This is a genomic window from Pseudomonas sp. O39, from assembly GCF_045447295.1.
Lineage (GTDB): Bacteria > Pseudomonadota > Gammaproteobacteria > Pseudomonadales > Pseudomonadaceae > Aquipseudomonas > Aquipseudomonas antarctica_A.
In genome coordinates this window covers 336,099-356,327 of record NZ_JBJGXV010000001.1, presented here as the reverse complement: position 1 = coordinate 356,327, position 20,229 = coordinate 336,099, and the positions used below count along the sequence as shown (strand labels likewise).

18 protein-coding genes and 2 pseudogenes are annotated in these 20,229 nt (G+C 60.4%); 11 read left to right on the top strand and 9 right to left on the bottom strand.

Going from position 1 to position 20,229, the window contains the following annotated elements; all coding sequences use genetic code 11:
* Nucleotides 1-10 precede the first annotated feature (10 nt).
* The 11 genes and pseudogenes from hutG to ACI77D_RS01470 all read left to right on the top strand — a co-directional run bounded on the left by hutG (nt 11) and on the right by ACI77D_RS01470 (nt 13,062).
* Nucleotides 11-811, top strand: coding sequence for an N-formylglutamate deformylase (gene hutG, locus ACI77D_RS01520; RefSeq protein ID WP_128589513.1), 801 nt, complete (start codon nt 11-13; stop codon nt 809-811).
* A 258-nt stretch (nt 812-1,069) separates the two neighbouring features.
* Nucleotides 1,070-2,017 (top strand): choline ABC transporter substrate-binding protein, encoded by a 948-nt coding sequence (choX, locus tag ACI77D_RS01515; protein ID WP_064450275.1) that lies wholly within the window; start codon nt 1,070-1,072, stop codon nt 2,015-2,017.
* 155 nt (nt 2,018-2,172) lie between these two features.
* A complete protein-coding gene (locus tag ACI77D_RS01510) occupies nt 2,173-3,108 on the top strand; it encodes an alpha/beta hydrolase (protein WP_407015923.1) in 936 nt (311 codons plus the stop codon).
* A gap of 104 nt (nt 3,109-3,212) precedes the next feature.
* Nucleotides 3,213-4,184, top strand: coding sequence for a prolyl aminopeptidase (gene pip, locus ACI77D_RS01505; RefSeq protein WP_064450277.1), 972 nt, complete (start codon nt 3,213-3,215; stop codon nt 4,182-4,184).
* Nucleotides 4,181-4,618 (top strand): D-aminoacyl-tRNA deacylase, encoded by a 438-nt coding sequence (gene dtd / locus ACI77D_RS01500; protein WP_064450278.1) that lies wholly within the window; start codon nt 4,181-4,183, stop codon nt 4,616-4,618. The genes pip and dtd overlap by 4 nt, the downstream gene beginning before the upstream one ends.
* A gap of 266 nt (nt 4,619-4,884) precedes the next feature.
* Nucleotides 4,885-6,660, top strand: coding sequence for a glucan biosynthesis protein G (locus ACI77D_RS01495; protein ID WP_407015922.1), 1,776 nt, complete (start codon nt 4,885-4,887; stop codon nt 6,658-6,660).
* A pseudogene (gene mdoH, locus ACI77D_RS01490) lies at nt 6,653-9,240 on the top strand (glucans biosynthesis glucosyltransferase MdoH); the annotation flags it as partial. The gene ACI77D_RS01495 and the pseudogene mdoH, both read left to right, overlap by 8 nt.
* Nucleotides 9,241-9,409: 169 nt before the next feature.
* The gene (locus ACI77D_RS01485) at nt 9,410-10,210 is read left to right on the top strand and encodes a transporter substrate-binding domain-containing protein (RefSeq protein WP_064450280.1); all 801 of its coding nucleotides are present in this window, start codon (nt 9,410-9,412) and stop codon (nt 10,208-10,210) included.
* Between the two features lie 221 nt (nt 10,211-10,431).
* Entirely contained in the window at nt 10,432-11,229 is a 798-nt protein-coding gene (locus tag ACI77D_RS01480) for a transporter substrate-binding domain-containing protein (RefSeq protein WP_064450281.1), read from the top strand.
* A gap of 146 nt (nt 11,230-11,375) precedes the next feature.
* Nucleotides 11,376-12,335, top strand: a complete 960-nt coding sequence (locus ACI77D_RS01475) for an amino acid ABC transporter permease (protein WP_064450282.1) — start codon at nt 11,376-11,378, stop codon at nt 12,333-12,335.
* Nucleotides 12,328-13,062 carry an amino acid ABC transporter ATP-binding protein gene (locus tag ACI77D_RS01470; RefSeq protein WP_221293729.1) on the top strand — a complete coding sequence of 245 codons (735 nt, stop codon included), beginning with the start codon at nt 12,328-12,330 and terminating at the stop codon, nt 13,060-13,062. The genes ACI77D_RS01475 and ACI77D_RS01470 overlap by 8 nt, the downstream gene beginning before the upstream one ends.
* Nucleotides 13,063-13,067: 5 nt before the next feature.
* On the opposite strand, the gene ACI77D_RS01465 is transcribed toward ACI77D_RS01470, so the two are convergent.
* The 9 genes and pseudogenes from ACI77D_RS01465 to hisI all read right to left on the bottom strand — a co-directional run bounded on the left by ACI77D_RS01465 (nt 13,068) and on the right by hisI (nt 20,204).
* Nucleotides 13,068-14,975 (bottom strand): methyl-accepting chemotaxis protein, encoded by a 1,908-nt coding sequence (locus ACI77D_RS01465; protein ID WP_221293730.1) that lies wholly within the window; start codon nt 14,973-14,975, stop codon nt 13,068-13,070.
* A 172-nt stretch (nt 14,976-15,147) separates the two neighbouring features.
* Entirely contained in the window at nt 15,148-15,861 is a 714-nt protein-coding gene (locus ACI77D_RS01460) for a methyl-accepting chemotaxis protein (RefSeq protein ID WP_407015985.1), read from the bottom strand.
* 144 nt (nt 15,862-16,005) lie between these two features.
* Nucleotides 16,006-17,064: pseudogene (locus tag ACI77D_RS01455) on the bottom strand (methyl-accepting chemotaxis protein); the annotation flags it as partial.
* Between the two features lie 186 nt (nt 17,065-17,250).
* The gene (locus tag ACI77D_RS01450) at nt 17,251-17,958 is read right to left on the bottom strand and encodes a 16S rRNA (uracil(1498)-N(3))-methyltransferase (RefSeq protein ID WP_407015921.1); all 708 of its coding nucleotides are present in this window, start codon (nt 17,956-17,958) and stop codon (nt 17,251-17,253) included.
* Nucleotides 17,955-18,746 (bottom strand): twin-arginine translocase subunit TatC, encoded by a 792-nt coding sequence (tatC, locus tag ACI77D_RS01445; RefSeq protein WP_064450287.1) that lies wholly within the window; start codon nt 18,744-18,746, stop codon nt 17,955-17,957. The genes ACI77D_RS01450 and tatC overlap by 4 nt, the downstream gene beginning before the upstream one ends.
* Nucleotides 18,743-19,162: a Sec-independent protein translocase protein TatB gene (gene tatB / locus ACI77D_RS01440; RefSeq protein WP_407015920.1), complete on the bottom strand. Its 420-nt coding sequence runs from the start codon at nt 19,160-19,162 to the stop codon at nt 18,743-18,745. Before tatB ends, tatC begins: the two co-directional genes overlap by 4 nt.
* Nucleotides 19,163-19,172: 10 nt before the next feature.
* The gene (locus tag ACI77D_RS01435) at nt 19,173-19,451 is read right to left on the bottom strand and encodes a twin-arginine translocase TatA/TatE family subunit (protein WP_064450289.1); all 279 of its coding nucleotides are present in this window, start codon (nt 19,449-19,451) and stop codon (nt 19,173-19,175) included.
* Between the two features lie 25 nt (nt 19,452-19,476).
* Nucleotides 19,477-19,809, bottom strand: a complete 333-nt coding sequence (locus ACI77D_RS01430) for a phosphoribosyl-ATP diphosphatase (RefSeq protein WP_053253935.1) — start codon at nt 19,807-19,809, stop codon at nt 19,477-19,479.
* A gap of 2 nt (nt 19,810-19,811) precedes the next feature.
* The gene (gene hisI / locus ACI77D_RS01425) at nt 19,812-20,204 is read right to left on the bottom strand and encodes a phosphoribosyl-AMP cyclohydrolase (protein WP_012721796.1); all 393 of its coding nucleotides are present in this window, start codon (nt 20,202-20,204) and stop codon (nt 19,812-19,814) included.
* Nucleotides 20,205-20,229 lie beyond the last annotated feature (25 nt).

Sequence of the window (20,229 nt, the reverse complement as noted above, 5' to 3'; positions counted from 1 at the left end):
GAGTACCGCTGTGGATAAGGTTCTGAACTTCAAACAAGGCCGCGTGCCGCTGCTGATCAGCATGCCCCACGCCGGCCTGCGCCTGACGCCCGCGGTGGAGGCCGGGTTGATCCCCGAGGCGCAAAGCCTGCCGGACACTGACTGGCACATCCCCACGTTGTATGACTTTGCCGAGGAGCTGGGCGCCAGCACCTTGTCGGCCGAGTACTCGCGGTTTGTCATCGACCTGAACCGGCCTTCGGACGACAAGCCGTTGTACGCCGGTGCCACCACCGGGCTGTACCCGGCGACGTTGTTCGACGGGGTGCCGTTGTTCCGCGAAGGCCTGGAGCCTTCCCCAGAGGAGCGCGCCACCTACCTGCAAAAGATCTGGGGCCCGTACCACCGCGCCCTGCAAGAAGAACTGGCGCGGCTCAAGGCTGAGTTTGGCTATGCATTGCTGTTTGATGCGCACTCGATTCGTTCGGTGATCCCGCACCTGTTCGACGGCAAGCTGCCGGACTTCAACCTTGGCACCTTCAATGGCGCTGCCTGTGACCCTGAACTGGCGAGCCAGTTGGAAGCCATCTGCGCCACGCATCCGCAGTACACCCATGTGCTGAACGGGCGCTTCAAGGGTGGGCACATCACCCGGCACTACGGCGACCCGGCACAGGATATCCATGCCGTGCAATTGGAGTTGTGCCAGAGCGCGTATATGGAAGAGTTCGAGCCGTTTCGTTATCGGCCTGATCTGGCCGAGCCGACGCGGGTGGTGTTGAAGCAATTGCTGGAAGGGTTCCTGAACTGGGGGCAAAAGCACTACCGGTAATTTTCGGTGCTGCTGAAATAGCGTTCGCGAGCAAGTCGAACCGTCGCACCGCCGCTCCCACAGTTTGATCGCATTCTCATGTTGGAACTCGATCAAGTGTGGGAGCGGGCTTGCCCGCGATGGCGGCCTCACGGTCGCCTCAGTGCAACTGCCGGTCGCCACAGGTCGTGTTAACAGAGGTCCCGCTGGGTAAGGTTGTGAGTAGGGCGCGCCAGACGCCACTCCCCACAATAAAACCTGCCGAGTGAGACCTCTTTCATGAAAAGACCGTTCAACCGTTACCTGTTGACCCTCATCGGCGCCGCACTCCTGAGTGCACAAGCCATGGCCGCTGAACCGGCCTCCTGCAAAGCCGTGCGCATGGGCGTGGTCAGTTGGACCGACGTGATCGCGACCTCGGGCATGGCCGACGTGCTGCTCAACGGCCTGGGCTACGACAGCAAGCAGACTAGCGCCGTGCAGCAGATCATCTTTGCCGGCATCCGCGACAAGCGCCTGGATATCTTCCTCGGCTACTGGAAACCGGCGATGGACAACAATATCGCGCCGTTCGTGGCCGCCCAGCAGGTCAAGGTCTTCGACACGCCCAGCCTCTCTGACGCCCAGGCCACCCTGGCCGTGCCGCAATACGTGGCCGATGCCGGGTTGAAAACCTTTGCCGACATCGCCCGCTTCAAGGATAAATTGGGCGGCAAGATCTACGGTATCGAGCCCGGCAGCGGTGCCAATACCGATATCCAGAAAATGATCGACACCAACCACTTCGGCCTCGGCGACTTCAAGCTGGTCGCCTCTGGTGAGGCGGGCATGCTGGCGGCGGTGCAGCGTGCGGTGAATCGCAAGGAGTTCGTGGTGTTCGTCGGCTGGACCCCGCACCCGATGAACATCAATATGAAAATGGCCTACCTCACCGGCAGTGAAGACGTGTTTGGCGCTGACGAAGGTCGCGCGACCGTCTCTACCGTCACCGCGCCGGACTTCGCCGAGCGCTGCCCCAACGCCAACCGCTTGTTGGGGAACTTGACCTTCACCGCGGCCCAGGAAAGTCAGTTGATGGTGCCGATCATGGAGCGCCAGTCGCCGCAGGATGTGGCCAAGCAATGGCTGCGTGACCATCCTGAGGATTTGCAGCGCTGGTTGGCCGGGGTGACGGCGTTTGATGGCAGCGATGGTATGGCGGCCGTACACGCCAGCCTCAAACCTTAAGCCGGCCACGGTAGATCAAACAACACAGCGCAGAGGTGGGAGCGGGCTTGCTCGCGAATACGGTGGGTCAACCAACTCATCAGGCGGCTGATACACCGCTTTCGCGAGCAAGCCCGCTCCCACAGGTTGATCGCCATTGTCAGAGACATTTACGTATGTCCGAATACCCTATTTCTTCGCCGATGCGCGCCTTCGTCGCCAAAACCGACGCCTTCACCCGTGACGACGCGTCGCTGGCGGGCTTACGCCACAACTACAACCGTATGTGCCAGGCCTTCACGCCACCGAAGCCTGAAGGGCTGCAAGTCTCGGACTTCGCACTGGGCGGCGTAGGTGTGCGCAGTTACTTACCCACGGCTCCGGCGCCGACGGAGGGCTGGCCCTGTCTCCTTTATATGCACGGCGGCGGCTGGGTGGTCGGTGGGCTGAATTCCCATGACTTCATTTGCTTCGAGCTGGCAGATGCGTTGCAGGTGCTGGTGATCGCCATCGATTATCGCCTGGCCCCCGAACACCCGTTCCCGGCGGCTTACGAGGATTGCCGCGCGGTGTGGCAGGCGATCCAGGCAGGCGAGGGGCCGCACGCCATCCACCTGCAGCGCCTGGCGGTGATCGGTGACAGCGCGGGCGGCAACCTGGCTGCGGCGCTGTGTCTGGGCTTGCGCGATGACGGCCAGCCGCTGCCTTTGGCTCAAGTGCTGATTTATCCGGGGTTGGGCGGCGCGTCTGATTTGCCGTCGCGCCGTGATTGCATGGATGCGCCGCTGCTTAGCACTGCCGACACCGACTGCTACCTGGCGCTCTACCTGCTGGGCGCCGGCAATCCGTCGGCCTATGCCATGCCACTGCTGGCCGAGAATTTCAGCGGTTTGCCCAAGGCATTGATCGCCGTGGCCCAGTTCGACCCGCTGCGCGATGACGGCATGCTCTACGCCGAACGCCTGCAAGCGGCGGGCGTGTCCGCCGTGCTGTATCCGGGCAAGGGTCTGGTCCACGGCTGCTTGCGCGCGCGCGGCCAAGTGCCGGAGGTGGATCAACTGTACAACTATCTGCTGCATTACCTGAGGAGCGAAGGGCTGACACAGGTCTAAGCGCTCAAGGACATGCTCATTGCACAATTCGGGTTTATGATGCCAGACGGCAAAAAATAATAGACGTCCCCCCAGGGATGAACCGACACCCTACGGAGCGCGCAATGCAGACTTGGTACCCGCAGATCAAACCCTACGCCCGGCACGATCTGGCAGTCGATGACACCCACACGCTGTATGTCGATGAAAGTGGCTCCCCCGAAGGCTTGCCCGTCGTCTTCATTCATGGAGGCCCTGGCTCCGGTTGCGACGCCCAGAGCCGCTGCTACTTTGATCCGAACCTTTACCGCATCGTTACCTTTGACCAGCGTGGCTGCGGGCGCTCCACCCCTCGCGCGAGCCTGGAAAACAACACCACCTGGGACTTGGTCGCCGACCTTGAGCGCATCCGCGAGCACCTGGGCATCGAAAAGTGGGTGCTGTTCGGCGGCTCCTGGGGTTCGACCCTTTCCCTGGCCTACGCACAAAGCCATCCTGAGCGTGTGCATGGCTTGATCCTGCGCGGCATCTTCCTGGCTCGCCCGCAAGACATCCACTGGTTCTACCAGGAAGGTGCGAGCCGCATGTTCCCCGATTACTGGCAGGACTACCTTGCACCGATCCCGGCGGATGAGCGCCACAACATGGTTGCGGCCTACCATAAGCGCCTGACCGGCAACGACCAGATCGCCCAGATGCACGCCGCCAAAGCCTGGTCCGGCTGGGAAGGCCGTATGCTGGGCCTGTGCCCGAGCCCGCAGCATGTCGAGCGTTTTTCCGAGCCGCAGCGCGCGCTGTCCATTGCGCGTATCGAGTGCCACTACTTCACCAACGACTCCTTCCTGGAGCCTAACCAGCTGATTCGCGACATGCACAAGATCGCCCATCTGCCTGGCGTAATCATTCATGGCCGCTACGATATGATCTGCCCGCTGGACAATGCCTGGGAGCTGCATCAGGCGTGGCCCAACAGTGAGCTGCAAGTGATCCGCGAAGCGGGCCATGCCGCGTCCGAACCCGGCATTACCGATGCGTTGGTGCGCGCGACCGGCGAGATGGCACGCCGCCTGCTTGATCTGCCGCCAGAAGAAGCATGAAGGGCCTGTTGCAGCGGGTGCGTGGCGCCCGGGTCGAAGTTGCGGGCGACGTCGTAGGGGCAATTGACCAGGGTTTGTTGGTGCTGGTAGCCGTCGAACCTTCAGATACGCCCGAGAGCGCCGACAAACTGTTGCACAAGCTGCTTAACTACCGGGTATTCAGTGACGACGAGGGCAAAATGAACTTGTCCTTGAAGGATATCGGTGGCGGTTTGTTGCTGGTGTCGCAGTTCACCCTGGCGGCGGATACCAAAAGCGGGCTGCGGCCGAGCTTCTCCACGGCGGCGCCTCCGGCACTCGGAGCAGCGCTTTTTGAACACTTGTTGTTACAAGCGCAACAATTGCATGGCAAGGTGGCGTCAGGGCGTTTTGGCGCGGATATGCAGGTGCATTTGGTCAATGATGGCCCTGTGACCTTCCTCTTACAGACATGAATGTATTAAAAACGACTTTAATGCCTAAAAACGCAGGGTTTCGCTACAAATACTTCGTTGTCCCTGATGCGTTGTTTCGCGGGCTACTAGATAATCGCGCGCTACGGGGATCAGCGTTGTTTGGTCCATTTTTGACTTAGGTAGAGACTTGTCCGGCGACCATTGGGGAATCATTTTGACCCAAGGGAGTCGGAACAATGCTCGCCAACCTGGCATATAGATAGCTGGCCGTTGGTTTTTTGATCTGTTTTCGGCGAGGGTTGCTCGTGATTGTTAGTCCCTGTAATGCACCAAAATTGTCTGCCAAACGGTTACGAAACGCACTGGTAACGGGCTCTGCCCTGTTTTGCCTGTTCGGCGCGGGTCAACTGTGGGCATTCAGTCTGGATGATGTGTCGGCCAAGGCAAAAGAGCTGGCCGGGCAGAAATACGAAGCTCCGCGCAGCAATCTGCCGAACGAATTTCGCGAAATGAAATTCGCCGACTATCAGAAGATTCGTTTCCGTAACGAAAAAGCCGAATGGGCCGACCAGAACACGCCGTTCAAACTGTCCTTCTATCACCAGGGCATGCACTTCGACACGCCGGTGAAAATCAACGAAGTGACCACCGACAGCGTTCATGAAATCAAATACGACCCGACTCGTTTCGATTTCGGCGACGTGAAATATGATCCAAAGTCCACCGAACAACTGGGTTACGCCGGTTTCCGTGTGCTTTACCCGATCAACAAAGACGACAAGCAAGACGAAATCATGACCATGCTCGGCGCCAGCTACTTCCGCGTCGTCGGCAAAGGCCAGTCCTATGGCCTGTCCGCCCGTGGCATGGCGATCGACACTGCATTGCCGTCCGGTGAAGAGTTCCCGCGTTTCACCGAGTTCTGGATCGAGCGTCCAAAACCGGGCGAAAAACAGCTGGTGATCTTCGCCTTGCTGGATTCGCCACGCGCGACCGGCGCCTATCGCCTGACCCTGCGCCCTGGCACCGACACCGTTGTCGACGTCAAATCGCAGATGTTCCTGCGCGACAAGGTCACCAAGCTGGGCATTGCCCCGTTGACCAGCATGTACCTGTTCGGCGCCAACCAGCCGTCGAAAGTGCTTAATTACCGTCGTGAACTGCACGACTCCAGCGGTCTGTCGATCCATGCCGGCAACGGCGAGTGGATCTGGCGCCCACTGAACAACCCTAAACACCTGTCTGTCAGCAACTTCAGCGTCGAGAACCCGCGTGGTTTCGGCTTGCTGCAACGTGGCCGCGACTTCAGTCACTACGAAGACCTGGACGACAACTACGACAAGCGCCCAAGCGCCTGGATCGAGCCTGAAGGCGACTGGGGCAAGGGTTCCGTCGACTTGGTAGAGATTCCGACCGCCGACGAAACCAACGACAACATCGTTGCGTTCTGGAGCCCGGCCGAGCTGCCGAAAGTCGGCGAGCCGCTGGACGTCAGCTACCGCCTGCACTGGACCATGGACGAAAAAGCCCTGCACCCGGCCGACAGCGCCTGGGTCAAGCAAACCCTGCGTTCCACGGGTGACGTGAAGCAATCCAACCTGATCCGTCAGCCTGACGGCAGCGTGGCTTACCTGGTGGACTTCGAGGGCCCGGCCCTGAAGAACCTGCCTGCGGATGCCCCGGTTCGCAGCCAGGTGAGTGTTGGCGACAACGCCGAAATCGTTGAAAACAGTGTGCGCTACAACGAGCACACCAAAGGCTGGCGCCTGACCCTGCGCATGAAGATCAAGGACGCAGGCAAGCCGACCGAAATGCGTGCCGCACTGGTTGAGGACATCGTGAAACCTGAGCCTGAGAAGGTCTCGACCCAGGTGCTCAAAGCCGACAAGCTTTTGGCCAAGCAACACGAGAAACAGGCCAAGAAAGAAGCTAAAGAAGCTAAAGAAGCTAAAGACGCGAAAGACAAGGAAGCTAAGCAGCCAGACGCTGCCTCAGCCACTCCACTCTCTAACCCAGATCAGGCCAAGACAGAACATGTCCTGACCGAGACCTGGAGCTATCAGTTGCCTGCCGATGAGTAATTCTCAAGTTACGCCCGAGACTCTGTCCGAGTACCTGGCGCACCTCCCGATGACCGCAGAGCAGCGCGCCGAACTGGCGGGCTGCACTTCCTTCAGCGAGCTGCACCAACGTTTGTCGTCCGCAACCTTCGACGCACCTACCGACGCTGCCCAAGCGTCGGTTGGCCGTCGGCTGACCCTCAACACCGCTGAAGAGCTGCAAGATGCGGAAATGCTGGCGCTCGACGCCAGTGGCCGTGTTTGCCTGAAAGCCACGCCTCCGATCCGTCGGACCAAAGTGGTGCCCGAGCCTTGGCGTACCAACATCCTGGTGCGCGGTTGGCGCCGGATGACCGGTCGTACCAACCCTCCGGCCCCGCCGAAGGACGAGCGTGTATTGCCAGCGGCTCGCTGGCGTACCGTGGGTTCGATCCGTCGCTATATCTTGCTGGTGCTGATGCTCGGCCAGACCATCGTCGCCGGCTGGTACATGAAAGGCATCATGCCGTACCAGGGCTGGTCGCTGGTCGACTTCGACGAGGTTCGCAATCAGACCCTGCTGCAAACCGCCACCCAGGTACTGCCTTACGCCCTGCAAACCAGCATCCTGATCATGTTCGGGATCTTGTTCTGCTGGGTGTCGGCCGGTTTCTGGACCGCGCTGATGGGCTTTCTCGAATTGCTCACCGGTCACGATAAATACCGGATCTCCGGTAAAAGTGCCGGGGACGAGCCGATTCCGAAAGATGCCCGTACAGCGTTGGTGATGCCGATCTGCAACGAAGACGTGCCCCGGGTATTTGCCGGTCTGCGCGCGACGTTTGAATCGGTAGCCGCCACGGGCGACCTGGATCGCTTCGATTTCTTCGTCCTCAGTGACAGTAACGAAGCCGACATCTGCATCGCCGAACAGCAAGCCTGGCTCGACGTGTGCCGCGAAGCGGGTGGTTTCGGCAAGATCTTCTATCGCCGTCGTCGCCGTCGCGTAAAGCGCAAGAGCGGCAACCTCGACGACTTCTGCCGTCGTTGGGGCGGTGACTACAAATACATGGTGGTGCTCGACGCCGACAGCGTGATGAGCGGCGAATGCCTGACCAGCTTGGTGCGCCTGATGGAAGCCACGCCGGATGCCGGGATTATCCAGACCGCGCCACGTGCGTCGGGCATGGACACCCTGTATGCGCGCATGCAGCAATTCGCCACTCGCGTGTACGGCCCGCTGTTTACGGCCGGTCTGCACTTCTGGCAGTTGGGTGAGTCGCACTACTGGGGCCATAACGCCATTATCCGCATGAAGCCCTTTATCGAGCACTGCGCCCTCGCGCCGTTGCCGGGTAAAGGTGCGTTTGCCGGTGCGATTCTTTCCCACGACTTCGTTGAAGCAGCGCTGATGCGCCGTGCCGGTTGGGGCGTGTGGATTGCCTACGACCTGCCGGGCAGCTATGAAGAGCTGCCGCCGAACCTGCTGGATGAACTCAAGCGTGACCGTCGCTGGTGCCACGGTAACCTGATGAACTTCCGCCTGTTCCTGGTAAAAGGCATGCACCCGGTGCACCGCGCGGTGTTCCTGACTGGCGTGATGTCCTACCTGTCGGCGCCGCTGTGGTTCTTCTTCCTGGTGTTGTCGACGGCGTTGCTGGCGGTGAACACCCTGATGGAGCCGCAGTACTTCATGGCGCCACGCCAGTTGTACCCGCTGTGGCCGCAATGGCATCCGGACAAGGCTGTGGCGCTGTTCTCCACCACCATTGTGCTGCTGTTCCTGCCTAAATTGCTGAGCATCATCCTGATCTGGGCCAAGGGCGCGAAAGAGTTCGGTGGCAAGTTCAAGGTGACCTTGTCGATGCTGCTGGAGATGCTGTTCTCCATGCTGCTGGCGCCGGTGCGGATGATCTTCCACACCCGTTTCGTGCTCGCCGCGTTCCTCGGCTGGGCTGCGACCTGGAACTCGCCGCAGCGTGACGACGATTCCACGCCATGGAGCGAGGCCGTCAAGCGCCACGGTCCACAAACCCTGCTCGGCTTCCTGTGGGCGCTGTTGGTGGTGTGGTTGAACCCAAGCTTCTTGTGGTGGCTGATCCCGATCGTGGGTTCGCTGATGCTGTCGATTCCAGTGTCGGTGATTTCCAGCCGGGTCAAGCTGGGCCTCAAGTCCCGCGACGAGAGCCTGTTCCTGATCCCCGAGGAATACAATCCGCCGCAAGCCCTGTTGTCGACCGAGAAGTACACCCACGAAAACCGTTGGCACGCCCTCAATGACGGGTTTGTGCGTTCGGTGGTCGACCCGCAGCAAAACGCCTTGGCCTGCGCCCTGGCGACCTCGCGTCACCGTGAGGCGGAGCCGATCGAGCACCTGCGTCAGGAGCGTGTCCGCCACGCGTTGAAAGTCGGCCCTGCCGGCCTCAACAACGGCGAGCGCCTGGCGCTGCTCAGTGACCCGGTGGCCCTGGCTCGTCTGCACCAGCAGGTGTGGAGCGAAGGCCACGCCGAGTGGCTCGGCGCTTGGCGTGAATCGATCAAAGCTGATCCGCACGCGCCATTGCTGCCGCTGCAACCGCTGTCGTCCCAGGCCCAACTGGCCTGATTCAGACGCCCCCGAGGGCTCACCTCGGGGGTGTTCGAAGCGCTGGTCCTACAGCGTTTCACGCTTCTTCCTCTTAGCCCTAACCCCTTGTTATTTCGAAACAAAAGACCTTTGTTCGAGACGTATTGTCGTGCCTTTTGCTGGGGTAGCATCGCCCCCCACATTGACGAGGCCGCAGGGGGATTCATGATCAAAAGGTATTGTTCGGCGTGGCTGATCGGCGTTGTCGCATTGGCATATACCGGCTGGGTGAATGCCGGCGTCCTAGATGATGCCGTTCGGCGTGGAGTGCTTAAAGTCGGCACCACGCCCACCTACGTGCCCTTTCAAATGATGGACAAGCAGGGGCGCATCGTAGGCTTTGAGATCGACTTGCTCCAGGCGATGAGCCATGCCTTGGGCGTCGAGCTGGAACTGGTGGCGGTGCCCTATACCGAGTTGTTGCCGGGGCTGATGGCGAAAAAGTTTGATCTGATTGGCAGCGGTATGACGGTGACCCAGGAGCGCAACCTCAAGCTGAATTTCAGCGACTCCTTTATTGTGGTGGGCCAGACCGTACTGCTGCATCCGAGCCTTGCCGGCAAGGTTTCCAGCATAGAAGACCTGGATGAGGCGGGTTACCGGATCGTCGCCATCGAAGGCACCACGGGGGAAGCCGCGGCGCAACGTTTTCTGGGCGCCGCTCGCCTGCGCAGTTTCGCCACCCCGGAAGAAGGCGTGCGGCAGGTGGTGGAGGGCAAGGCCGATGCTTTCATTCATGACGCACCCTACAACCTGATTGCGATGGCCAGGCCGGAAAACCACACACTTTTTGCACTTGAGCAGCCGTTTACCTTTGAGCCCCTGGCATTCGGCCTGAAGAAAGGTGATTACGACAGCCTTAACTGGATCAATCATTTCCTCAATCAAATAGCGCAGGATGGCACCTACGATCGGCTCCATGACAAGTGGTTCAAGGACACCGCCTGGGTCGGGGAGATGGACTGATCGTCATAACTGCTTACACATCAATCAGTTGCCGATCCTCTCTGCAGACGTGTCTATCCCCCGTGTTTCGCTGCACCGTTGTGGGGCTTTTCCGACATACGCCGATAACATTTACCCGTGAAACCTTTGTGACGGGGAGCGAGTGGGTTAGGATCGCACCCCGAAATGGTGCAGCCCTTTTGCGCGCCGACCTTACAATAAATCGTTCAGGGGACTTGATGATGAAAAAGTATCTTTCGAGGCTGATGCTCGGCGTCACCGCGCTGGTCGCCGTCACTGCAGCGCACGCTGGCGCCATCGACGATGCGGTCAAGCGCGGCACGCTGAAGGTCGGCATGGACCCGACCTACATGCCGTTCGAAATGACAGACAAGCGCGGTGAAATCATCGGTTTCGAAGTCGACATCCTCAAGGCCATGGCCAAGTCCATGGGCGTCAAACTGGAGCTGGTGTCCACCGGTTATGACGGCATCATCCCTGCGTTCCTGACCGGCAAGTTCGACATGATCGGCAGCGGCATGACCCTGACCCAGGAACGTAACCTGCGCCTGAACTTCAGCGAACCCTTCATCGTGGTTGGCCAGACGTTGCTGATTCGCAAAGACCTGGAAGGCACCATCAAGTCCTACAAAGACCTGAACGACGAGAAATACCGCCTGACCTCGAAGCTCGGCACCACGGGTGAGATGATCGCCAAAAAGATGATTTCCAAAGCCAAGTACCACGGCTATGACAATGAGCAGGAAGGCGTGCTGGACGTGGTCAATGGCAAGGCCGATGCCTTTGTGTATGACGCTCCGTACAACGTGGTTGCCGAGAAAAAAGTCGGCAACGGCAAGCTGGTGTTCCTGGACGAGCCCTTCACCTTCGAACCGTTGGCATTCGGCCTGAAAAAGGGCGATTACGACAGCCTCAACTACATCAACAACTTCCTGCACCAGATCCGTAACGACGGCACCTACGATCGTATCCATGACAAGTGGTTCAAGAGCTCCGAGTGGCTCAAGGACATGGAATAAGCCAGTCTGAATACCGAGTCGCGCCTTTCGCGAGCAAGCCCGCTCCCACACTTGACCGAGTTCCAACATGAGAATGCGGTCAAAATGTGGGAGCGGGCTTGCTCGCGAAAGCGGCCTGACAGGCGACATCAATCCCGGAAGCTGAAATGAAACAGAAAAAAGCCCAATGGCCCTGGCACCTGCTGACCGTGGTCGTGCTGGTTGGCCTGGCTGGCGCGTTGTACTACGCCACCTCGCTGATGTCCTACGAATGGCGCTGGAACCGCGTACCGCAGTACTTCGCCTATCAGGCCGAAACCTCCCAGCGTGCAGCCGACATCTCCACGGTCATTGAACTGGTGCGTAAAGGCGACGTAGCCGAAGTGACCCTGCGCAATGATGCCGGTGCCGAACAAAAGCTGACGGTTGCCGACAATAGCCTGCAAGTGGCGCGCGGTGACGACGTGGCCGAAGGCGATGTTATTGGCGTAACCCGGCATTGGGCGCTTGGCCCGCTGATGTGGGGCTTGTGGACCACCTTGTGGCTGTCGGTCATCTCCGGAATTCTGGGGCTGGTGATTGGCCTGGCAACCGGCTTGTGCCGTCTGTCCAGCAACCCGACCTTGCGCGATCTATCGACGATCTACGTCGAACTGGTGCGCGGAACGCCGCTATTGGTGCAAATCTTTATTTTCTATTTCTTCATCGGGACGGTGCTCAACCTGTCCCGGGAATTCGCCGGGATCGCCGCGTTGTCGCTGTTCACCGGCGCTTACGTGGCGGAAATTGTCCGCGCCGGCGTGCAGTCCATCACCCGTGGCCAGAACGAAGCCGCACGGTCCCTGGGGTTGAGTGCCAGCCAGTCGATGCGCCACGTGGTGTTGCCGCAAGCGTTCAAGCGCGTGTTGCCGCCGCTGGCCGGGCAATTTATCAGCCTGGTGAAAGACACGTCCCTGGTGTCGGTGATCGCGATTACCGAGTTGCTCAAAAGTGGTCGTGAAGTCATCACCACCTCGTTTTCGCCGTTTGAAATCCTGTTCTGTGTGGCAGGCCTGTACCTGCTGATCAACCTGCCGCTGTCGAAAATGGCCAGCCGGCTTGAGCGGAGGCTCGCGCAAAGTGATTGAAGTCCGCGATCTGGTAAAAGTCTTCGACACCCGTGGCCACGTGGTGCGCGCGGTGGACCACGTCACCACCCAAGTCGCCAAGGGTGAAGTGCTGGTGGTGATCGGCCCTTCGGGTTCGGGAAAATCCACCTTTCTGCGCTGCCTTAACGGGTTGGAGGAGTTTGACGCAGGCTCGGTGAGCATCGACGGCCTGCAACTGGCCGACCCGAAAACTGATGTGAACGCCTATCGCCGCGAAGTCGGCATGGTGTTCCAGCACTTCAACCTGTTCCCCCACATGACCGTGCTGGAAAACCTGTGCCTGGCGCAAAAAGTCGTGCGCAAGCGCGGCAAGCAAGAGCGTGAAGCCAAGGCATTGGCGCTGCTGGAAAAAGTCGGCATTGCGCAAAAGGCCAACGAGTTCCCCTCACGGTTGTCCGGTGGCCAGCAACAGCGGGTGGCGATCGCCCGCGCGTTGGCCATGGAGCCCAAGGTGATGCTGTTTGATGAGCCCACCTCGGCGCTGGACCCGGAAATGGTCGGCGAAGTGCTGGACGTGATGAAGACCCTGGCGCTGGAAGGCATGACCATGGTCTGCGTCACCCACGAGATGGGTTTTGCCCGCGAAGTGGCGGACCGGGTGCTGTTCTTCGATCACGGCAAGTTGCTGGAAGATGCGGCCCCGGCCGAGTTCTTCGATGCGCCGAAAGACCCACGGGCCCAGGCCTTCCTGCGTCAGGTGCTGTAACGGTTCTACACCGTGAACTTGCCCACCCAGCCTTGCAAATCCGAGCCCAGGCGCGCCAGTTCGACACTGGCCGCTGCGGTCTCCTGACTGGCGGTCGAGGTCTGTTCCGACACATCCTTGACCTTCAGCACGCTGCGATTGATCTCTTCCGCAACCGCCGTTTGCTCCTCGGCAGCGGCGGCAATCTGGGGGTTCATCTCCTGGATCACGGAGACCGTGCGGGTGATATTGGCCAGGGCGTCCCCCGCGCGGCGGGTTAGTTGCACGCTGTTATCGGTGAGGCTGCGACTGTTGTCCATGATGTCGGCGACCCGCTGTGTGCCTCGTTGCAGGCTGCCGATCAGCTCTTCAATTTCCTCGGCCGACTGCTGGGTGCGTTGCGCGAGGCTGCGTACCTCATCGGCAACTACCGCAAAACCTCTACCGGCTTCACCGGCGCGAGCGGCTTCGATGGCGGCGTTGAGGGCCAGCAAGTTGGTTTGCTCCGAGACCGACTTGATCACCTCCAGCACACTGCCGATCTTCTGGCTTTCCTGCCGCAGCCCTTGCATGGCCTGGCTTGAGTGAGCCATCTCTTGGGCCAGGTGCTCGATCTGAGCAATCGCCTCGGCCACCACCTGGTCGCCCGCGCTTGCCTGTTGATCGGCTTCGATGGCGGCGTTCGAGGCTTGCTCGGCGTGGCGTGCAACTTCCTGGGAGGTGGCGAGCATTTCATTCATGGCCGTGGCCACCTGTTCGGTTTCCTGTTTCTGCTCTTCGACGCCGACGCGCGAGTGTTCGGTCACGCTGGACAACTGCTCGGCAGCGCTGGCGATCTGTCGCGCGCTATCGCCGATGCCGCCGACCAAGCCGCGCAGGTTGACCGTCATTTGTCCGATGCTGCGTTGCAGCTGGCCCAGTTCATCCCGGCGAGTGGTTGTGATGTCCTGGCTTAGATCGCCCTGGGCGACTCGATTGGCCGCCAACAGCGCGTGTTGCAACGGTTTGACGATCTGCACGGCGATCAGCCAAGCGGCCAGTGCACCCACTAACAGCGCCGCTACGGTGACATTGAGCAGTAAGGTGCGAGCGATACCCGCTTCTTGGTCGCGTTTGGCGGTTTGGTCCTGGCTCAACTGGTCGCTTTCCGTGAGCAACTGATCCAGCCATTGCTCAAGCTGGTTCTGGGTGGTCTCGGTGGTGAGCTGTGCGTCCTTGAGCCGCGCCAGTTGCGTGCGATAGTCGAGCAACGTGCTCTTTAGCGCGACGTTGTTAACGGGCAGTGTCATCACGGCGGCCTCTGCACGGTCAAGCGCCTGGATCGATTCATCGACGCCTTTGGCGTAACTGTCCAACGAAGCCGAAGCCCAGGCAGGATTGCGCGCGCGATCTTCGGCTTGCTCCATGGCTTGACGCAGTTGTTCTACGGCATCGAGGGCTTTTTCGTCGTCCTGATTGGGCAGGTCACTGGACAACTGCGCCAGGGCATCGCTGGCCTGTACTGCGCCAAGTTTGAGCTGTTCCAGCGCGGTTTCGCGCAGCTTGATCAAGTTTTCCAGGCCACCCAAGGCTGTTTTGAAACTGGTCGCAAAGCGGCGGCTTTGTTGCACCTGCTGTTGATTGACCGGATCGGAAAAAAGCGGTGACACCGTCGTCAGCAGACCGTCGATTTTTTCGATGTGCAAACCAATCTTGACCAGGCTCGCCGGGTCGCTGAGGGTTCGGTAAACGATACGATCGGCGCGCAGCTCTTCGCCGACGACAGCCAGTTGCGAGAGGATGGTCAGCTTCTGAGAGCGTGCGAGCGAGGCGTTCAACGCCTGCCAGCCCGTGGACGCGATAACCAGGCTAAGACAGAGCACCAGGCCAAAGCCCAGGGCAAGTTTGAGTGTGATGCCGAGATTGCCTAACAGGCGGATCAGTGGACGAATCATGGTAAACCTCCAACGAATCAAAAGGAGCGTTTCGACGGTCCGGCTGACATGGGCCAGGGAAGTTGAAACGCTACTTTTATTCGGCGCCAGGTGTGTAATCCACGACCTGAAAAACGCGTAGGAAATTTCACAAGCTGTGAGGGCGACGGCCATGATGGCCGTCGCGACGGGATCAAACCTTGAAGCGGCCGACCAGGGTTTGCAGGTAAATCCCCAGGCGCGCCAGTTCCGCACTGGATGCAGCAGTTTCTTCACTGGCCGAAGAGGTTTGTTCAGAGACATCACGCACATTCAGCACGCTGCGGTTGATCTCTTCGGCCACGGCGCTTTGTTGCTCGGCGGCGGTGGCAATCTGCGAGTTCATCGCCTGAATGGTCGAGACCGTGCGGGTGATATTGCCCAGTGCGTTGCCGGCTCGACGAGTCAGTTCGACGCTGCTGTCGGTGAGGCCACGGCTGTTGTCCATGATGGTGGCTACCTGTTGGGTGCCGCTTTGCAGGCCGACGATCAGCTCTTCGATCTCTTCGGTGGACTTCTGGGTGCGCTGGGCCAGGCTGCGCACCTCATCGGCCACCACCGCGAAGCCGCGGCCGGCTTCACCGGCACGCGCCGCTTCAATCGCGGCGTTGAGTGCCAACAAGTTGGTTTGCTGGGCCACCGATTTGATCACGTCGAGCACGCTGCCGATCTTGTCGCTTTCGCGTTTCAGATGGCTCATGGCCTCGGTGGAATTGCCGACCTCGGTAGCCAAACGCTCGATCTGGGCGATGGCTTCACCGACCACCTTGTCACCCTCGCGGGCCTGCTGATCAGCGGCGACGGCGGCTTCCGAGGCTTCCTCGGCGTTGCGCGCCACTTCCTGCACGGTCGCAGCCATTTCATTCATGGCGGTGGCGACCTGGTCGGTCTCGATCTTCTGGCTGTTGACCCCGGCGCTGGTCTGCTCGGTCACGGCGGACAGTTGCTCGGCGGCGCTGGCGATCTGGGTGACGCCGTCGCTGATGCCGCCGATCAATTCGCGCAGGCCGACCGTCATGCTTTGCATGGCGCGTTGCAGTTGGCCCAGTTCGTCCTGGCGCGCGGAGTTCAGATTGTGGCTCAGGTCGCCGGAGGCTACGCGTTCAGCGACATTGAGGGTCTGGTTCAGCGGAATGACGATCTGACGGGTGATGGCCCAGGCGGCGACCATGCCGAAGATCAGCGCCAGCACGGTGGCCAGCAGCAGCAGTTGTTTGGCGTGTGCGGCGTCGGCATCGCGCACGGCGGTTTGCGAGGTGGTGAGTTTCTCACTGTGGCCCAGCAGAATATCGCCTTGGGCGGTCATGATTTTCAGGGCAGCAGCGCTGGCGACCTGGGAGTCGCGGTATTGGCTGACGGCGGCGCGGTAGGCTTGCAGCGAGACGCCGGCCTCTTGCAGATTGGCCTGAAACTGGGCCGGCAATTGGCCTTGGAGTTCGGTGATTTTCTTCAGGGCGTTATCGATAGCGTCCAGGGCAGGCTGTTCGGCCTCCGTCTTGCCGCTGTAGGTGTAGCCGCGAACCTGGAAGCGTGATTGCTGGACCAGCTTGCTCAGGTCGACCACGCTGTTGAACTGCGTGACGCTATCGCCTTGCAGCAAGGCGGCTTCGATCTCGTTGATCTTGGCCACGGCGTTGTCGGCGGTGTCGCCGAGCTTGCTGCGGGCGCCTTCACGCTTCAGTCCCGCCTGCACCATGGTGGTGAAGGCCTTTTTGTATTGGTTCAAGGCGTCCAGCTGTTGTTCTACCAGGGCCTTGTCATCGGGTTGCTCGATCAGGGCTTGCGCGGTTTTCAGGCCGTTGTCCAGCTGTGTGAGCAGGCCGTTGACCGCATCCGTGCCCTGTTCGCCGCGACGCATTTCGAAGTCCAGGCGCGCCAGGCGCAGGTCTTTGGTCAGGCCGTTGAGGCTGGAGATGAAGCCCAGTTTGTCGCCGCGACTGATCACATCACCCAGGCCGGTCCAACCGGTGAAGGTGGTCAACAGCGTCAGGACCAACACCAGGCCAAAGCCAATGCTCAGCTTGCGATTGACGCTCACATTCCCCAGTTTTTCGGCTAACCAACGATACATACGGCGAACTCCCTTTGAACAAGGCTTGGACTTATTCAGAGGCTATCGGCCGCGTAGGAAGATTCTGTAGCGACGCCAATCCAATGTGGGAGCGGGCTTGCTCGCGATAGCGGTGTACCAGTGGCAGATAGGCTGACTGATCCACCGTTATCGCGAGCAAGCCCGCGCCCACAGGGTTTGGCGTTGTTAGAAGAGGCGGGCGAGCAGGGCGGTGACGGCGGTTTCTACGCGCAGGATTCGTGCCCCAAGTTGCACCGGTTGCAAGCCGGCCTTGGCCAGCAGGTCCACTTCGTAAGGAATCCAGCCACCTTCCGGGCCGATGGCCAGGGTCACAGGCGTATCCAGCCCACGGGGGCAGGCCGGGTAATCACCGGGATGGCCGATCAGGCCCAGGGTGCCTTCGGTCATGGCCGGCAGGCGATCTTCGACAAACGGTTTGAAGCGTTTTTCGATAACGATTTCGGGCAGGACGGTGTCCCGTGCCTGTTCCAGGCCGAGGATCAGTTGCTCGCGAATCGCCCCAGGCTCCAGAAACGGGGTTTGCCAGAAGCTCTTTTCAACCCGGTAACTGTTGACCAATACCACCTTCGGTACGCCCATCGCCGCCACGGTTTGCAGCACCCGGCGCAGCATCTTGGGGCGTGGCAGGGCGAGCAGCAGGGTCAGGGGCAGTTTGGTCGGCGGCGGTTGGTCGAAGCTGACTTGCAGCTCTGCTTCGAGGGCTTCCAGGCGCAGCAGTTGCGCATTGCCCATCAGGCCGCCGATACGGCCCACGCGCAGGTTGTCGCCCACCGCAGCGCGGTGGACTTCCTGCATGTGCACCAGGCGCCGATCACGCAATATCACCCGGTCGGCCGCGATAAAGTCGGCCTCTTCAAGCAGCAGCAGGTTCACGGCTGCGTCGCTGGCGGCTGGTCGTCGTCGGCGGGTTGGTCATCCGGGTGGTCGCCACGCTTGCTGATCAGGCTGCCAAACAGGATGCCGATTTCGAACAGCATCCACATCGGCACAGCCAGCAGGGTCTGCGAGAAGATGTCCGGCGGCGTGAGGATCATGCCGACCACGAAGCAGCCGATGATGACGTACGGGCGGACTTTCTTCAGGTATTTGACGTCGACCACACCAATCCACACCAGCAGCACCACGGCCACCGGGATTTCAAAGGCCACGCCGAAGGCGAAGAACAGCGTCATCACGAAGTCGAGGTAGCTGGTGATGTCGGTCATCATTTCCACGCCGGCCGGGGTGGCGGCGGCGAAGAATTTGAAGATCAGCGGGAACACCAGGAAGTAGGCGAAGGCCATGCCGGTGTAGAACAGCAGGATGCTCGACACCAGCAACGGCACCGCGATGCGCTTCTCGTGCTTGTACAGGCCCGGTGCGATAAAGCCCCAGATCTGATGCAGGATCACCGGGATCGCCAGGAACAGCGAGACCATCATGGTCAGCTTCAACGGCGTCAGGAACGGCGACGACACGTCGGTGGCGATCATCGTCGCGCCGGCCGGCAGGTACTGGCGCAGCGGCGTGGAGACGAAGGTATAGATTTGCTGGGTGAAGGCGAACAGCCCGGCAAAGATGATGAAGATGGCCGCTACGCAACGCAGCAGGCGGGTACGCAGCTCGGTGAGGTGCGAGACCAGCGGCATGTGATGGTCGTCTTCCGGTTTATCAGCGCTCATGGGGCTCGCGGCGGCAATGTAGGGTCATGGGGAGCGGGCGACGCAACGGGCGTCGACGCTGGCTCGGTCGGGGTGTGAGCGGGCGGCGCGGGGGTGTGTTCCACCACCGGTGCAACGTCGGCCACGGGCGGTGGTGCGATGCTGTGCTCGGCCGGTTTGGGCGGCTCTTGCACCGGCGACAAAATCTTCCGCGCTTCCTGCTCCAACGACAGAATATGTTCGTTGTGCAGTTGGCGGCGGATCTCGTCGGCGCCGATTTCCCGTTCAACTTCCTGTTTGATGGCGTTGAAACTGCGTTTCAGGCGCCCGATCCAAAGGCCGGCCGTGCGTGCGGCACCGGGCAGGCGTTCCGGCCCCAGTACCAGCAGGGCCACGAGGCCGACGAGGAGCAGTTCAGAGAAGCTGATACCAAACATTAGTCAGTGCTCACGAGTCTTTGCGGGTCGGCTCTTCGACTTTTTCAGCCTGCACGTCGAAGGTACGACGCTCGGTGATCGGCTGGGTCGCCTGCGGGTGCACAGGCTGGGCCGGAGGTACCGGGTTGACCACCGGGTCGACGGGCTTTTCATCATCGTTCATGGCTTTGCGAAAGCCCTTGATCGACTCGCCTACGTCGGTGCCCAGGTTCTTGAGTTTCTTGGTGCCGAATACCAGAACGACCACCACGAGAATGACGATCCAGTGTTTCCAGTCAAAAATGCCCATGCTGCAATTCCTCTGTAAAAGTTATTCAGGCGGACGGGCGCGAGGCCTTTTCGACGTGCCCGGACAAGCCGAAGCGACGGTCCAGTTCATCCAGCACGGCCTGCGGATGCTGCCCCAGTTGGGCGAGCATGACCAGACTGTGGAACCATAAGTCAGCGGTTTCGTAGATCACATCGCTGCAATCACCGCTGATCTGCGCGTCTTTGGCGGCGATGATCGTCTCGATGGATTCTTCGCCAAGTTTTTCCAGAATCTTGTTCAGGCCCTTGTGGTACAGGCTGGCGACATAGGAGCTGTCGGCATCCGCGCCTTTGCGGTCTTCCAGCACCTGGGCCACACGGTTCAGGGTATCGCTCATGTTCAGTGTCCTGCCGAGTAAATGGCGTGCGGGTCTTTGAGCACCGGTTCCACAACCTTCCATTCGCCATTCTCGAACACGCGATAGAAGCAGCTGTGACGGCCGGTGTGGCAGGCGATATCGCCGATTTGCTCGACCTTGAGGATCACCACGTCGGCGTCGCAGTCGATGCGCATCTCGTGCAGGGTCTGCACATGCCCGGACTCTTCGCCCTTGCGCCACAGTTTGCCACGCGAACGTGACCAGTAAATGGCGCGCTGCTCAGTGGCGGTGAGGCTCAGGGCCTCGCGGTTCATCCAGGCCATCATCAGTACGCGCCCGGTCTTGTAGTCCTGGGCAATGGCCGGCACCAGGCCGTCACTGTCCCACTTGATCTCGTCCAGCCAGTCTTTCATGTTCGGCTCCGGCAATTTGCGACAG

Bases quoted from the DNA above. Each gene is read 5' to 3' on its own strand.
- choX (WP_064450275.1), top strand. From the start codon at position 1,070: ATGAAAAGACCGTTCAACCGTTACCTGTTGACCCTCATCGGCGCCGCA.
- ACI77D_RS01510 (WP_407015923.1), top strand. From the start codon at position 2,173: ATGTCCGAATACCCTATTTCTTCGCCGATGCGCGCCTTCGTCGCCAAA.
- pip (WP_064450277.1), top strand. From the start codon at position 3,213: ATGCAGACTTGGTACCCGCAGATCAAACCCTACGCCCGGCACGATCTG.
- dtd (WP_064450278.1), top strand. From the start codon at position 4,181: ATGAAGGGCCTGTTGCAGCGGGTGCGTGGCGCCCGGGTCGAAGTTGCG.
- ACI77D_RS01485 (WP_064450280.1), top strand. From the start codon at position 9,410: ATGATCAAAAGGTATTGTTCGGCGTGGCTGATCGGCGTTGTCGCATTG.
- ACI77D_RS01480 (WP_064450281.1), top strand. From the start codon at position 10,432: ATGAAAAAGTATCTTTCGAGGCTGATGCTCGGCGTCACCGCGCTGGTC.
- ACI77D_RS01475 (WP_064450282.1), top strand. From the start codon at position 11,376: ATGAAACAGAAAAAAGCCCAATGGCCCTGGCACCTGCTGACCGTGGTC.
- ACI77D_RS01465 (WP_221293730.1), bottom strand. From the start codon at position 14,975: ATGATTCGTCCACTGATCCGCCTGTTAGGCAATCTCGGCATCACACTC.
- ACI77D_RS01460 (WP_407015985.1), bottom strand. From the start codon at position 15,861: ATGAATGAAATGGCTGCGACCGTGCAGGAAGTGGCGCGCAACGCCGAG.
- tatC (WP_064450287.1), bottom strand. From the start codon at position 18,746: ATGAGCGCTGATAAACCGGAAGACGACCATCACATGCCGCTGGTCTCG.
- tatB (WP_407015920.1), bottom strand. From the start codon at position 19,162: ATGTTTGGTATCAGCTTCTCTGAACTGCTCCTCGTCGGCCTCGTGGCC.
- ACI77D_RS01435 (WP_064450289.1), bottom strand. From the start codon at position 19,451: ATGGGCATTTTTGACTGGAAACACTGGATCGTCATTCTCGTGGTGGTC.
- ACI77D_RS01430 (WP_053253935.1), bottom strand. From the start codon at position 19,809: ATGAGCGATACCCTGAACCGTGTGGCCCAGGTGCTGGAAGACCGCAAA.
- hisI (WP_012721796.1), bottom strand. From the start codon at position 20,204: ATGAAAGACTGGCTGGACGAGATCAAGTGGGACAGTGACGGCCTGGTG.